The following is a 13602-nucleotide window of genomic DNA, read 5'->3' on the forward strand; positions in this document are numbered from 1 at the left end:
ACCTGGCACCTCGCACCCGCCGGTACATGACCGCAGGGGCTGTCCGGCCTGACGGCCGGACAGCCCCTCACCAAGATCTTCATCGACCTTCTAGGCCCCCGCCCGCTGCTTGTACGTCTCCGGATAGCGCTCGGTGAACTTCACCGCCCAGACCAGCAGGGCGATGGGGACGACCCAGTTGAACCAGTCGCTGCCCGCCGGGATCAGGATGGCCAGCCAGGTGGAGAGGGCCATCAGCGCGAAGACCGCTCCCCAGGCCGCGGTCAGCACCGTGTTCACGTGCTTGAAGACGGGCGAGTCCCAGTACTCGCGGGGCACCGAGTGGCGGGCGTACTGCGCGGTGAAGGGGTCGGACAGCAGGGAGCCGAGCGCCACGAGGGCCACGACCGCGCTGGAGACGACCTGGGCGTATGTCTCCAGCCAGATCAGCTCGTGGCGGTCCAGGGCCAGGGCGAGGACACAGAGCACGGCGAAGAACACGATGGCGACCATGTCCAGGAGGAAGAAACGGCCCCGGAGCATGTCCTTGCCGGAGAGCACGGCGGCGGCGATCAGCGCGGCCAGCGCCGCGTACTCCCAGGTGCTGGGGCTGGCCACGACGCCGAAGACGACCCATGGGGCGAAGGAGAGGAACACGCTTCCGGCGCCGACGGGCTTCTCGGCCCGGGACCGGGTGGCGGGTCGCTGTTCGGTGTGTCCCATGGGAACTCCTCCCATCACCACGTCGCTCTCCTACCAGCGTGCCGCTCGGGCGGGCCGCTCGCATGCCTGGCCCGGTGCGCGACCCGGCGGCACGGCTCCTGACGTGGGAAGGGCCGCCGACGCGGGCGCCGGGAGCGTTCCGGTGCCCGGGGCTCGTATCCGGTGACCGGGGTCCGCATCCGGTGACCGTCGGTGTGGGAAAGCCGGCCGCCATGCCCTACCGGTTCGCCGAGGCCCCCTCGCCCGCCCCCGCTGCCGAGGCCTCCGCCCGTCCCTGCTGTTGTCGGCGGACGCCGGATCGTGCCGGTCGGCATCGGCCGGGCCGACTCGGGGGGCGGGGCGGCCGGATTCGAACCGGCGTGTTCTGGTTCTGGAGACCGGTGCGCCTGCCTCTGCGCTACGGCCCCGCCCTTGCGCCAGATCGTAATGCCTTGGCCCGTTGTCAGTGCCGGCTGGTACCAATGGAGCACTGGGGGAACTGCGGCACGGGGGACGGCACATGGCGTACGGAGAGCGGGGGCGGCCACGCCCTCTCGTGGTCGACCTGGCCGACCGCAGGGCACTCGAGGCCTACCGCCCGGCGGATCCGGAGGTCGTGGCGGAGGCACGGCGGCTGAAGGAGGCCGCGCTGCTGGACTTCGGGCTGACGGAGTCGGCGGTGGCCTCGTGGCTGTACTCGAAGTGCCCGCACCAGATCCCGACGACGGCGGTGGACACGGCGGCCGTGGTCGCCTCGGGCGACGGCACCTGTCTGCTGCTCTACAACCCGGACTTCTTCGTCGGACTGGGCCTGGACGGCGTGAAGTTCGTGCTGTTCCACGAGGCCCGGCATCTGGTGCACCGGCATCTCCTGGCCGACCCCGAACTGCGCGAGGACCCGGTCTTCACGCTCGCCGCCGAGGTCGCCGTCAACCACGTGGCCCTGGTCCGTCTGGGCCGCACGGAGCTGCCCCTGGTGGAGGGCCGGCCGACGGGGGTGGACCCGCGCGCGGTGCACGACGCCTACCTCGAAGACCTGACGGCCCACGGCCTGGAGCCCCTCGCGTACGAGGAGTTCGTCGAGACCGACATGCGCATCTACGGCGAGCTGAAGCGCATGTGCGATCCGCCGGTGCCGCCGCCGCTGTGCCCGCACCTGGTGGCCGGTCTGGTCCCCGCCGACCAGGAGACGGTCGACGCGGTGACCTCGTCCGCGCTGCTCAACTCCCTGCTGGCGGCCCGGCGCGGCCACGCGGGCGCCGAGCACGAGCTGCTCGACCTCATGAACCGCACGGAGGAGGGTTCGGCGCGGGCCGCGAAGCTCTGGGGCAAGCTGGGCGCGGGCATGCTGCGTGGCGAGACTGCCCGCACCGGGACCGTCGACTGGTGGCAGCGCTGGCTGGTCGACGTCCTGGGCTCCCGGCTGCGTGACGGCGAGCGACTGGTGTACCCGAAGAAGCGCGGCGCCCTGCTGGCGGCCCTCGGCCAGGACCCGATGCTCGCCCGCCGCGGCCCGGTGCGCGACAAGGTGCTGGTCATCGCCTACGACACCTCGGGTTCGATGCCGGACCGGGTGATCGACTGGCTCACCCGGCTCGTCGGCCGGATCGACGGGGTGGCGGCGCACTGGCTGTCCTTCGACGCCGTGGTGATGCCGTTCCGGCCCGGCGAGAGGGTGTACGGCGGAGGCGGTACCAGCTTCCAGGCGGTCGCGGACTACGTGGAGGGCCGTACCGAGGTGGCGGGCCGGCGCTGCGAGGTGGACCCGGACGCGGTCGTCGTCCTCACCGACGGATACGCGCCGCCGATCACCCCGGCCGAGCCGGAGAAATGGATCTGGCTGATCACCGAGGGCGGCAACGACTGGCCCGAGACGCACACACCCGCGATGGACTGCCATCGCGTCACCACGGGATCACGGTAGATGACCACAGAGCCGCAGAAGACACAGCAGGCGCAGAAGACACCGGAGCCCACCGCCTCCCGTCTGGAGTCCTTCATCGACGCGATGATCGACCTGGGGCAGACCGGACAGGTCTTCGGCGAGCACGGCATCGGCAAGACGGCGACGTTCTTCTCGCACCTCGCCCGCGCCCACCCGGACACCACCCTGGTGTACGTGCCGGCGGCGAACCTGACCCCGGACGACCTGCTGGTCAACGCTCCGGTCCGGGACCCGCAGACGGGCGAACTGGTGCTGCGCCAGCTGGTGATGAGCCAGCTCAAGCCGGGCCGGCCGTTCGTGCTGCTGATCGACGACTCGCTGCAGGCGGGCGACACGATCCAGTCGCAGCTCATGCAGATCGCCTGCAACTGGTCGCTGGGCGAGCACGATCTGCGCGCCCTGGGCTGCGTCGGCGTGTTCCTGACCGACAACGAGTCGCTGTCGGAGACCTCGGCACGCCGTGGTGACCTGGCGCTCCTGGACCGCATGGTGACGATCCGGATCTCGGCGAACGACACGTCGTGGCGTCGGCACCTCGCGGCCAAGTACCGCCCGTGGGACCTGCGTCCGATCTTCTCGCTGTGGGCGTCCCTCTCCCCCGCGCTGCGCGAGCTGTTCTCCCCGCGCACCCTGGACCATGTGCTGGCCAACGCGCGCGAGGGCTTCCCGCTGCGCTGGGGCCTGCCGCTGGTCGACGGCGAGCGGCTGCGGCTGGCCGAGCCGGGCCCGGACGGACGGCCGGGGCAGAACCGCACGGCCGAGATCCTCGACCGGATCGCGGCGAGCGTCGGCGTGGCCAACCCGGCGACGGTCGCGGACCCGGTGCGGCAGGTGGTGCGGGCGGCGCTGCGCAGCCGCTGGACGGTGCTGCTCCAGGGGCCGCCGGGCTGCGGCAAGACGGAGCTGGTCCGGGAGACCCTGCGCGAGGGGCTGGGCCGGGACGCCCTGTACTTCTCGCTGCCGGTGACGAACGTCGAGGACCTGTGCGCGCCGGTGCCGTCTCCGGACGGCACGCTCGACAACCTCCTCGCCGCGCCCTTCACGGGCCCGGAGCCCAAGGCGATCGTGTGGGACGAGTACAACCGGCCCAAGGACAAGGCCGCGTTCGCCAAGCTGATGGAGGTCACCCAGGAGTGGTCGCTGGCGGGACGCCGGATCGAGAACCTGCGGGCCCAGATAGCCGTGCAGAACCCGCCGTACCACCTGGGCCGCAAGCTGCTGGTGTCGCGGAACAACATCGCCCAGGCGACCCGGTTCACGGCGTCGCTGCTGGTCGAGCCCGAGGACATCCCGGCCAACGAGTGGCTGCTCGCGCGGTACGGCCGGGACGCCGAGACGGTCCTGGAGTGGTGGAAGCACGACATCGACGACGAGGGCCGGGCCTGGATCACCAAGCGGACCCTGGAGCGGCTGGTCAAGCTGCACCGCAAGGGGCTGCCGCTGGAGATGGGCACGGTCTACCTCGGCGACGGCGAGTACGCGCCGGTGCCGCTGACCGCCCTCGTGGACCGTTTCAAGGGCCGCCCGGTCACCGGTCTGCGCGAGCTGGCCCGGGACGTCGACGCCTGGGAGGCCCGGCTGCGCAGGGCCGCCGCGCACTCCGACGAGGGCGGTGACGACAGCGACGTGGTGCACCAGGTCCTCGCCAACGCGGAGCTGTCCCAGCTGAAGAGGCACCGGGCGGCGGTGGGCCGCCTGGTGGCGCTGCTCCCGGCCAAGTTGCGCGCGACCTACCTGGTGGGGGCGTCCGAGCGGCAGCAGCGGTACTGGATGGAGGTCTTCACGGACCTGCGCCGGAGCTGACGGTCAGGCCTCCGGCGGCGCGGTCCGGTGGACGCTGCGTACGGCGGCCACGTCGGCCGGGACGGCGGGGGCCGGGATGTGGGAGCTGAGGTCGGCCAGGCGGCGCTTGACGCTCGCGGCGATGCCGGTGCCGAGCCGGTAGCGGGTGGCCGTGCCGGCTCGGTCCGCGTGGTCGAGGAGGCGGTGGGCTTCGCGGCTGCGCATCCCGGTGTGGGTGAGTACGAGGTGGGCGAGGCGGTGTTCCGAGCCGGACAGGGCCCGGCCGATCGTGTCGGCGGCGGCCAGGTCGATCCTGTTGTCGGCGGCCGCGAGCACGGCCGCCGCGCGGACCCGCCCCAGGTCGAGCAGGGTCACTCCGGCGGCGGCCGCCGCGGTCACCAGGCGGGCGGCGGCCGACGGGCCGATGCCGTTGCTGGCGACCGCGAGCCGGGTGAGCCGTCCGTACGGGGCCCGCTCCAGGGCGTCGGCCAGCTCCAGGGCGCCCGCGTCCCCCAACCGGGCGGCGGACACGTACAGTTCACCGAGCCCGCCGCCGGCGACGACTGCGGCGAGGGCCCGCGCCCCGGCCGCGCCCAGCGGGTTGCCACCCACGAAGAGCCGCTCGATCCGGCGCCCGTTGCCGGCCGCCGCCAGCAGCGCGTCGGCGAGCACCGCCGCTCCGTCCGGGTCGAGTCCGGTCTGGACGAGGTCGAGGGTGCGCAGGGAGCGTGCGGACTCGATGAGTTCGGCGGCGGCCTGCCCGCCTGCGCCGCCCAGCGGGTTGCGCTTGAGCCACACCCCGGTGACGACCTGCGGCGAGGCCCGCAGCTGGTCGGCGATCCGGCAGGCGCCGCCCGCCGTGATGCCGTTGCAGCCCAGGTAGAGCGTCTCCACCTCGGCGCCGGAACCGGCCACGGCTTCGGCGCCCTCGTCGCCGAGCGCGTCCGTGCCGAGCAGCAGGTGCCGTACCGGGGTGGGCCCCTGGCCGAGGGCCTCGGCGATGAGGGCGGCGCCCGCCGCGCCGACGTCCTGCTTGCACAGGTCGAGGCGGCCGTCCGGGAGGGCGGTGCCCGCCGCGAAGTCCAGCCGTTCCCCCGCCGGGCGGCCGGCCCGCAACCAGTCGAGCAGCGGGGCGAGTTCGGCGGCCGGGCGCGGCACGACGTGCGGGACACCGGCGAAGGTGTGCCGCCGAGGATCCTGCGGGTCCTCGGTCACCACTCCGCCTCCCGGTAGTCCTTCAGGAACACCCCGGACACCGGGTGCCCGGCCTCGCCGCGCACGATCGGGTCGTAGACGCGGGCCGCGCCGTCGACGATGTCGAGGGGGGTGCGGAAGCCGGCGCCCGCCATCCGGGCCTTCTTCGGCGCCGGGTTCTCGTCGGTGATCCAGCCGGTGTCCACGGCGCACATGTGGACGCCCCGCTCGGCGAGTTCGGCGGCGCTGGTGCGGGTGAGCATGTTGAGGGCGGCCTTGGCCATGTTGGTGTGCGGATGGCCGGCCATCTTGTTGCGGACGGCGAACCGGCCCTCGACGGCGGTCACGTTGACCACGTACCGGCGCGGGTGCGGCGAGGCCAGCAGCAGCGGCAGCAGCCGGTCGCACAGCAGGGCCGGGGCCAGGGCGTTGACGAGCTGGGTCTCCAGGACCTCGGCGGGGTCGAGCGCGCCGAGCCGGGCCGACCAGGAGTTCTCCGGCGACGGGTCGGGCAGCAGCCCGGCCTCGTCGGCCTCGCGCAGCGCGACGGGCAGGGCCGCGGCCGAGCCGGCCAGCCTGCGCATCGGGGTGAATCCGGGGGCCTGCCGGGCGCCCGGGGGCAGCGCCTCGGGTTCGCCGGCGGCCAGCAGGGCGTACGACTCGGGCGGTCTGCGCACGGTCTGGGCCGCGTTGTTGACGAGGACGTCCAGCGGCTTCCCTTCCTGCCGCAACTCCTCGCACAGGCCGAGGACCTGGCGCGGGTCGCGCAGGTCGACGGCGAGGACGGTGAGCCGCTCCAGCCACCCGTCGCTGCCCGGCACCGCCTCGAAACGCCGCCGGGTGTCGTACGGGAAGCGCGAGGTGACGAGGACCTCGGCGCCGTCGCGCAGCATCATCAGCGCCAGCTGGAAGCCGATCTTCACCCTGCCGCCGGTGAGCAGCACCCGACGGCCGCCGAGGTCGGTGCTCAGGGCGCGGCGCGCGGTGTTGTCGGCGGCGCAGTCGGGGCAGAGCCGGTGATAGAAGGAGTCGACCTGTCGATAGGGCGACTTGCAGACGTAGCAGGTGCGCGGCTTGTGGAAGACGCCGCCGGCGCCGGGCACGGCAAGGGGCGCGTCCTCGCGGCGGTCCAGGGCGCCGGTCGCGGTCGCGGCCATCGCCGCGGCATCCGCCGTCGACACCTCGTCGCTCCGTGTCCTGCGGCGGCGCAGCCGTCCGTCGCGGGCGAAGGAGGCGGCGACCTGCTCGGCGCGCAGCCGCACCGGGTCGTCGACGGGCAGCGCCCGCAGCTTCCCCACCACCTGGTGGAAGGCGGCCAGTTCCGCCTCGGTGATCGCCTCGCTCATCCGCCCCGCCCCGTGTCCGCCGTACCGCGGTCCCGACCGGATTCGAACCGGCGTATCCACCCTGACAAGGTGGCGAGTCTGCCTCTGCTCTACGGGACCTCGTCACGCGACCCGGACGACCGGATTCGAACCGGTGTGTTCCGTCTTGCCAAGCGGTGCGCCTGCCTCTGCGCTACGTCCGGCCGCGTCCCCGGATGGTATCCGGGCCTGGGCGTACGGCCGTACCGCATTATCCGGGCGGGGTTGTCCGGGCGGGCGTGGGTTCAGCGGGCGGCGCGGCGCAGTTCCAGGCGTTCCTTCTCGGACAGGCCGCCCCAGACGCCGAAGCGTTCGTCGTTGTCCAGCGCGTACTCCAGGCAGGCCGCACGCATCTCGCACATACCGCAGATGCGCTTGGCCTCGCGCACCGAGCTGCCGGGCTCGGGAAAGAAGAAGTCCGCCCCGGTCTGCGCGCACAACGCCTGCGCCTGCCAGGCCGGGACGGGCGTGCGGGGCGGGATGACGGTGTCGAAGTACATGGCCAGGATCGTGCCGGGCGGCGAAAAACGTTCGATCAACGCCCGCTCAACGCGACAGCGACAGACCACGGCAGCCTCGATCATGCGCCTGCGCGCCACGCCCGCGCACGGCGGCGCGCGGAACGATTCCGAAACTCGCCGAGTGCGTCGGGTGACCCACGGTAACCGGCCTGCGGTGGGCGTGGTCGGGCAGCGATTGTCAGTGGACGGTGGAAGACTCGGCGCAGCAGAGAACAGGACCCTTCCGAGGAGGGCGACGATGCTCACCACCCGTTTCGTCAACGGCGCTCCCAACTGGATCGACCTCGGCACACCCGAGATCGACGGCGCCATCTCCTTCTACAACGGTCTCTTCGGCTGGCAGTTCCAGTCGGCGGGACCCGACGCCGGCGGTTACGGCTTCTTCCAGTCGGACGGCAGGACCGTCGCCGGCGGTATGCAGACCACCCCGGAGCAGGGTCCGCCGTCCTGGACGGTGTACTTCCAGAGCGAGGACGCGCAGGCCACCGCGAAGGCGGCCGAGCAGGCGCACGGCAGCGTCCTCGCCCAGCCGACGGACGTCATGGGCCAGGGCCACCTGGCGATCCTCGCCGACCAGGCGGGGGTGCCCTTCGGCATCTGGCAGCCGGCACTGACCAAGGGCGTCGACGTGGCGGGCGATCCGGGTTCGCTGTGCTGGGTCGAGCTGTACACCCCGGACATCGCGGCCGCCGCGGCCTTCTACCACAGGACACTCGGTCTGGAGACCTCCGGCGTGCCCTTCCCCGGCGGCACCTACACCTGCGTCAACCCGGCGGGCGGTGACGACGCGTCGATGTTCGGCGGGATGGTCCCGCTGGCCGAGGACCCGGCCGAGGCGCAGGCCGGCGCGTACTGGCTGCCGTACTTCGAGGTGGAGGATCCGGACGCGGTGGTCGAGAAGGCCCAGCAGACGGGCGGCCGGGTGCGGATGCCGGCGACCACGCTGGAGGGTGTGGGCCGGATGGCCAAGCTGGCCGACCCGTACGGCGCCCGCTTCGCGGTGATCAAGGGCGAGCCGCAGCAGACCTGAGGGCAGCACCGGGAAGAGGCCTGACAGCGGGCCTGAGGCGGAGCCGGGCGGCTAGGCGGTCGCGCGCCGTATCAGTGTCGTGGGCAGGACGACTCCGGCCGGCGCGCCGGTCGCCGGCTCGCCGCGGTTCAGCGTGGTCAGCAGCAGCCGGGCCATCAACCGGCCCATCTCCTCGATGTCCTGACGGACCGTCGTCAGCGCGGGCTCGGTCTGTTCGGCGACGGGCAGCACGTCGTCGAAGCCGATCACGGCGACGTCCTCGGGCACCCGGCGGCCGCGCTCGCGCAGGACGCGCAGGGCGCCGAGCGCGGTGAGGTCGTTGGCGGCGAACACGGCGTCCACGTCCGGGCAGCGGTCGAGGAGCTCGCTCATGGCGCGCTCACCACCGGCCGGGGTGAAGTCGCTGGCGACGACCAGCCGTGGATCGGTCTCGCCCATGACGTCCCGGTATCCCTGGAGGCGGTCGGCGGCCGACGTCTGGTCCAGCGGCCCGGTGATGTGCGCGATCCGGGTCCGGCCGAGGCCGACGAGATGGCGTACGGCGTCCTCGGCACCGCCCCGGTTGTCGCAGTCGACGTACACGGCGTTCTTCGCGCCGCCGCTCCAGCCGGGCCGGCCGCCGAACACGGTGGGGACGCCGGCGCCCTCGATCAGTCCGGGCAGCGGGTCGTCGAGGTGGAGCGAGAAGACCAGTGCGCCGTCGACATGGCCGCCGGCGAGATAGCGGGCCACCCGTGCGTGGTCGTCCCGTCCCTCGGTGAGCAGTAGCACGAGCTGGTTGTCCTGGGCGGTCAGTTCCTTGCTGATGCCGCGCAGTTGGAGGGCGAAGAAGGGGTCGGTGAAGATCCGGGTCTCGGGTTCGGCGATGACGACGGCTACGGCGTCGTGCCGTTTGGTGACGAGGCTGCGGGCCGCCTGGTTGGGGACGTAGCCGAGTTCCTCGACCGCCCGGCGCACCCGTTCGACGAGCGGCTCGCGCACACCGTCCCCGCCGTTGACGACCCGTGACACGGTGGCCCGGGAGACCCCGGCCCGCGCGGCCACGGCCTCCAGCGTGGGGCGCGACACTGCCTCGGACACCTCGGCCCTCCTCGTCGGCGGCTGACGATCAGCATAGTCCCGGGCGCCGGGAGGCGGTCAGAGCGCTCTCGGGGCGGCACCGCCCGCCGACCGCCACCGGGATGCCGGCCAAGTCACGCCGTCAGGAGGGCTGTTCGGGCCGCGCCCGGCTCGGCTGGACGCGCTTGGGCTCGCCCGGCATCTTCGGGTACTCCGGCGGGTAGGGCAGGTCGCCGAGGCCGTGGTCCTGTTCGTCGCGGCGGGCGAGCTCCAGGAGGGCGTCCAGGGAGTAGGCGTGCTCGTCCATGTCGGCGTGCACGTCGCCGACTTCGGCGAACCGGACCGGCATGGTGGCCAGGTCGAAGTCCGCGGGCCGTACCTCGTCGACCTCCTCCCAGCGCAGCGGCGCGGAGACGGGGGCGTTCGGGCGGGGCCGCAGGGAGTAGGCGGAGGCGATGGTGCGGTCGCGCGCGGTCTGGTTGTAGTCGACGAAGATCCGCTCGCCGCGTTCCTCCTTCCACCACTTGATGGTCACCCGGTCCGGCATCCGGCGTTCCAGCTCCCGGCCCACGGCGATCGCCGCGCGCCGGACCTGGGTGAAGGTCCATCTCGGTTCGATGGGCACGAAGACGTGCAGCCCGCGGCCGCCGGAGGTCTTGGGCCAGCCCCGCAGGCCGCCGAACTCGTCCAGGACGGCGCGCAGTTCGTGGGCGGCACGGACCGCGTCGGCGAAGTCGGTGCCGGGCTGCGGATCCAGGTCGATACGGAGCTCGTCGGGCCGGTCGACGTCGTCGCGGCGCACCGGCCAGGGATGGAAGGTGAGCGTGCCGTACTGCGCCGCCCACACCACGGCGGCCTCCTCCGTGGGGCACATCTCGTCGGCGGTGCGGCCGCTGGGGAAGGTGATGTGGGCGGTGGGGATCCAGTCGGGCATGCCCTTGGGGGCGCGCTTCTGGTAGAACCACTCGCCCTCGATGCCGTCCGGGTAGCGCTGCAGGGTGGTGGGGCGCTCGCGCAGGGCGCGCAGGATGCCGGGGGCGACGGCCGCATAGTAGCGGGCGACGTCCAGCTTGGTGAAACCGCGCTCCGGGAAGAACACCTTGTCCGGGCTGGACAGCCGTACGGTCCGGCCGGCCACCTCCAGTTGCACCGCATCGCCCATGCGGCCACGGTAGGCGCACCACCCCCACCGCGCATATCGGCTCGACATGGTCCCCTGATCCAGGAGACGGCGGGTCCCGGGCCCCGAACCGGAGGGTGCCGCGTGACGAGCGCGCGCCGGGGACCGCTCGTACAGTCATGGCATGGATCTGCCGGTGATGCCGCCCGTGAAACCGATGCTCGCCAAGTCGGTGGCGACGATCCCGCCGGACATGCAGTACGAGGCGAAGTGGGACGGCTTCCGTGCGATCGTGTTCCGGGACGGCGCCGAGGTCGAGCTCGGCAGTCGTACCGGGAAGCCGTTGACCAGGTACTTCCCCGAGCTGGTGGCGGCGCTGAAGGAGCGGGTGCCCGAGCGGTGCGTGCTGGACGGGGAGATCGTCATCGCCCGGGAGGGCCGGCTGGACTTCGACGCGCTGACCGAGCGGATCCATCCGGCGGACTCCAGGGTGCGCACGCTGGCGGAGCGGACGCCTGCCTCCTTCGTCGCCTTCGACCTGCTGGCGCTGGCCGACGAGTCACTGCTCGACATGGTGCTGACCGACCGCCGCGCGCTGCTCACGCGGGCGCTGGAGGGGGTGACCCCGCCGGTGCATCTGGCGCCGGCCACGACCGATGTCGAGGTGGCCCGGCGGTGGTTCGAGCAGTACGAGGGGGCCGGCCTCGACGGGGTGATCGCCAAGCCGCTCACCCTGCGCTACCGGCAGGACGAGCGCGCCATGTTCAAGGTCAAGCACGAGCGGACGGCCGACGTCGTGGTGGCCGGCTACCGCTTCCACAAGAGCGGCCCGGTGGTGGGCTCGCTGCTGCTCGGCCTGTACGACGACGGGGGCGCCCTCCAGCACGTGGGCGTGTCGGCCGCGTTCACGATGAAGCGGCGGGCCGAGCTGATCGAGGAGCTGGAGCCGCTGCGCATGGCCGACGTCTCCGGGCATCCGTGGGCGGCCTGGGCGGAGGAGGCCGCCCATGAGTCGGCCCGGCTGCCCGGCGCGCCGAGCCGCTGGTCGGGCAAGAAGGACCTGTCCTGGGTGCCGCTGCGGCCGGAACGGGTGGCCGAGGTGGCGTACGACCACATGGAGAACGGGGCGCGCTTCCGGCACACGGCCCGGTTCCGCCGCTGGCGCCCGGACCGTACACCGGACAGCTGCACCTACGCCCAGCTGGAGGAGCCGGTGCGCTACGACCTCACGGAGATCCTGGGGTCCTGACCGCGCGGCCCCTCGGCCGGCCCGACCAGGCACGACGAGTTTCGACCGGGTATGGCCTCCGATGACCCGATGAGCACACAATCATGCAAGAGAGTGTGCGGGGTGGGACGAACGGGGTGGGCAGCGGTGGGCATGCGACACAGGGGGCCGACGCGCCGAACCGTGCTGACGGCAGCACTGGCGACGGCCGCGGCGGCCGTATCCCTCACGGCGGGCTGTACACGGCACGGCGCAGCGGACGACGGCCGCGCGCCAAAGGGCACCCCAGCACCGAGCGAGGGCACCCCGGCACCGACGCAGGCCACCGGATCCGTACTCGCCGTGAAGATCGACAACGTGGCCGCGGCCCGCCCCCAGACCGGGCTGGACTCGGCGGACGTGGTGTACGCGGAGCAGGTGGAGGGCGGGCTCAGCCGGCTGATGGCGGTGTACGCCACCCGGCTCCCGGAGGTCATCGGCCCCGTCCGCAGCGCCCGCGAGTCCGACCTGGAGCTGCTGCGCCAGTTCGACCGCCCGACACTCGCCTTCTCCGGCGCCCAGAAGAAACTGCTCCCCCTGATCCGCCGGGCACCGCTACGGCCGGAGTCACCCGCGGAGGCGTCCGACGCCTACTACCGGGGCAACGGCCGCGCGGCCCCGCACAACCTGTACCTCCGCCCGGCCAGGCTGATGAACGGGGCGCCCGGCAGGTCGGCGCTGACCACCGGCTTCCGCCACGGCCCGGCCCCGGCCGGCGGCACGGTCACCGCCGTACGCACCGTGCGGTACCCGGCGGCCCGCTTCGCCTTCACCTGGTCCGCCGGCCGGAACCGCTGGCTGGTGTCGATGGACGGCACCCCGGCGAGGGCTTCGGCCGGCGACCGGCTGGCACCGGCGACGGTCGTGGTGCAGCACGTGCGGGTGACGAGGTCGGCGTATCACGACGTGCTCGGCAACTACACGCCGTTCACCGAGACGGTGGGCTCGGGCAGGGCGGAAGTGCTGCGGGACGGGCGGTCGTTCGAAGCCACCTGGTCGCGCCCGGAGGCCACCGGCGGAACGACGTTCACGGGCACGGACGGCGGCCCGGTGAACTTCGCCGACGGTCAGGTGTGGGTGGTGTTCGCGAAGGCCTGACCCTGCGGCTCGGCCGGTTCGGCCGGGTTGCGCAGGTCCTCCGCCGCGTCCGAGACCCGGCGGATCAGGTCGAAGAACTGGGACTGCTCCGCGGCCGAGAGCGGGGCCAGGAAGACCTGGTTCATCCGGGCGGTGCGCACGGAGAGCTTGCGGTGGACCCGCACCCCCTCGTCGGTGAGACGCAGCAGGAAGCGACGGCCGTCCTGCGGGTCGCGCACCTTGTCGAGAAGCTCGCGCCGCCCCAGCCGGCTGATGACCTCGGCGATGGTCGACCGGTCCAGCCCCACCCGCTCCCCCACGGTCCGCTGGTCCAGTCCCGGCTCGGCGACGAGCGCGTTCAGCACGGCGAACTGCGGCGAGGTGATCTCCTCCGAGACCATCGTGTTCCACAGCAGGTAGTGGGCCTGCTGGAGCCGCCGGGCCAGGTGCCCGGGGTGGGTGGTGAGGTCCACCGCGGCCATGTGCGCTCCCGTGGTCCGAATTCGTTGGTGTACTGAACGATACCCGCAGCCACCCTTCCTGTCTGTACACCCGTCTGCCA

Annotated in this window: 12 protein-coding genes and 3 tRNA genes; 5 read left to right on the forward strand and 10 right to left on the reverse strand. The window is 72.8% G+C overall.

Annotated elements, in window-relative coordinates; translation table 11 throughout:
- Nucleotides 1-90: 90 nt before the first annotated feature.
- Together ABZ887_RS45015 and ABZ887_RS45020 are read right to left on the reverse strand one after the other, a co-directional pair.
- Nucleotides 91-702, reverse strand: coding sequence for a hypothetical protein (locus ABZ887_RS45015; protein ID WP_361304214.1), 612 nt, complete (start codon nt 700-702; stop codon nt 91-93).
- A gap of 333 nt (nt 703-1035) precedes the next feature.
- A tRNA-Trp gene (locus ABZ887_RS45020) sits at nt 1036-1111 on the reverse strand.
- Nucleotides 1112-1201: 90 nt separating this feature from the next.
- Between ABZ887_RS45020 and ABZ887_RS45025 the strand changes: the two genes are divergently transcribed.
- Together ABZ887_RS45025 and ABZ887_RS45030 are read left to right on the forward strand one after the other, a co-directional pair.
- On the forward strand, nt 1202-2605 hold the full coding sequence (locus ABZ887_RS45025; protein WP_361304217.1) for a hypothetical protein: 1404 nt from the start codon (nt 1202-1204) through the stop codon (nt 2603-2605).
- On the forward strand, nt 2606-4429 hold the full coding sequence (locus ABZ887_RS45030; RefSeq protein ID WP_361304220.1) for an AAA family ATPase: 1824 nt from the start codon (nt 2606-2608) through the stop codon (nt 4427-4429).
- A 3-nt stretch (nt 4430-4432) separates the two neighbouring features.
- Here ABZ887_RS45030 and ABZ887_RS45035 read toward each other — a convergent pair whose 3' ends face one another.
- The 5 genes from ABZ887_RS45035 to ABZ887_RS45055 form a co-directional block, all read right to left on the reverse strand.
- Complete coding sequence (locus ABZ887_RS45035) at nt 4433-5623, reverse strand: ribonuclease inhibitor (RefSeq protein WP_361304223.1); 1191 nt, start codon at nt 5621-5623, stop codon at nt 4433-4435.
- Nucleotides 5620-6948, reverse strand: coding sequence for an SDR family oxidoreductase (locus ABZ887_RS45040; protein WP_361304226.1), 1329 nt, complete (start codon nt 6946-6948; stop codon nt 5620-5622). The genes ABZ887_RS45035 and ABZ887_RS45040 overlap by 4 nt, the downstream gene beginning before the upstream one ends.
- 27 nt (nt 6949-6975) lie before the next feature.
- Nucleotides 6976-7047, reverse strand: a tRNA-Asp gene (locus tag ABZ887_RS45045).
- Between the two features lie 11 nt (nt 7048-7058).
- Nucleotides 7059-7130: transfer RNA gene (locus tag ABZ887_RS45050), tRNA-Ala, on the reverse strand.
- 81 nt (nt 7131-7211) lie between these two features.
- The gene (locus tag ABZ887_RS45055; protein ID WP_361304229.1) at nt 7212-7466 is read right to left on the reverse strand and encodes a WhiB family transcriptional regulator; all 255 of its coding nucleotides are present in this window, start codon (nt 7464-7466) and stop codon (nt 7212-7214) included.
- Nucleotides 7467-7725: 259 nt separating this feature from the next.
- Between ABZ887_RS45055 and ABZ887_RS45060 the strand changes: the two genes are divergently transcribed.
- Nucleotides 7726-8517 carry a VOC family protein gene (locus tag ABZ887_RS45060; protein ID WP_361304232.1) on the forward strand — a complete coding sequence of 264 codons (792 nt, stop codon included), beginning with the start codon at nt 7726-7728 and terminating at the stop codon, nt 8515-8517.
- A gap of 51 nt (nt 8518-8568) precedes the next feature.
- Here ABZ887_RS45060 and ABZ887_RS45065 read toward each other — a convergent pair whose 3' ends face one another.
- Entirely contained in the window at nt 8569-9597 is a 1029-nt protein-coding gene (locus tag ABZ887_RS45065; protein WP_361304235.1) for a LacI family DNA-binding transcriptional regulator, read from the reverse strand.
- Between the two features lie 121 nt (nt 9598-9718).
- Entirely contained in the window at nt 9719-10738 is a 1020-nt protein-coding gene (gene ligD, locus ABZ887_RS45070) for a non-homologous end-joining DNA ligase (RefSeq protein WP_361304238.1), read from the reverse strand.
- Between the two features lie 142 nt (nt 10739-10880).
- Between ligD and ABZ887_RS45075 the strand changes: the two genes are divergently transcribed.
- Entirely contained in the window at nt 10881-11945 is a 1065-nt protein-coding gene (locus tag ABZ887_RS45075) for an ATP-dependent DNA ligase (protein ID WP_361304241.1), read from the forward strand.
- A gap of 162 nt (nt 11946-12107) precedes the next feature.
- Entirely contained in the window at nt 12108-13061 is a 954-nt protein-coding gene (locus ABZ887_RS45080; protein WP_361304244.1) for a DUF3048 domain-containing protein, read from the forward strand.
- On the opposite strand, the gene ABZ887_RS45085 is transcribed toward ABZ887_RS45080, so the two are convergent.
- Nucleotides 13031-13522 carry a MarR family transcriptional regulator gene (locus ABZ887_RS45085; protein ID WP_361304247.1) on the reverse strand — a complete coding sequence of 164 codons (492 nt, stop codon included), beginning with the start codon at nt 13520-13522 and terminating at the stop codon, nt 13031-13033. The two genes, ABZ887_RS45080 and ABZ887_RS45085, sit on opposite strands and share 31 nt — an antisense overlap.
- Nucleotides 13523-13602 lie beyond the last annotated feature (80 nt).

The sequence above is a fragment of the Streptomyces sp. NPDC047061 genome (genome assembly GCF_040643955.1).
Classification (GTDB): domain Bacteria; phylum Actinomycetota; class Actinomycetes; order Streptomycetales; family Streptomycetaceae; genus Streptomyces.

Bases quoted from the DNA above. Each gene is read 5' to 3' on its own strand.
- ABZ887_RS45015 (WP_361304214.1), bottom strand. From the start codon at position 702: ATGGGACACACCGAACAGCGACCCGCCACCCGGTCCCGGGCCGAGAAG.
- ABZ887_RS45025 (WP_361304217.1), top strand. From the start codon at position 1,202: ATGGCGTACGGAGAGCGGGGGCGGCCACGCCCTCTCGTGGTCGACCTG.
- ABZ887_RS45030 (WP_361304220.1), top strand. From the start codon at position 2,606: ATGACCACAGAGCCGCAGAAGACACAGCAGGCGCAGAAGACACCGGAG.
- ABZ887_RS45040 (WP_361304226.1), bottom strand. From the start codon at position 6,948: ATGAGCGAGGCGATCACCGAGGCGGAACTGGCCGCCTTCCACCAGGTG.
- ABZ887_RS45055 (WP_361304229.1), bottom strand. From the start codon at position 7,466: ATGTACTTCGACACCGTCATCCCGCCCCGCACGCCCGTCCCGGCCTGG.
- ABZ887_RS45060 (WP_361304232.1), top strand. From the start codon at position 7,726: ATGCTCACCACCCGTTTCGTCAACGGCGCTCCCAACTGGATCGACCTC.
- ligD (WP_361304238.1), bottom strand. From the start codon at position 10,738: ATGGGCGATGCGGTGCAACTGGAGGTGGCCGGCCGGACCGTACGGCTG.
- ABZ887_RS45075 (WP_361304241.1), top strand. From the start codon at position 10,881: ATGGATCTGCCGGTGATGCCGCCCGTGAAACCGATGCTCGCCAAGTCG.
- ABZ887_RS45085 (WP_361304247.1), bottom strand. From the start codon at position 13,522: ATGGCCGCGGTGGACCTCACCACCCACCCCGGGCACCTGGCCCGGCGG.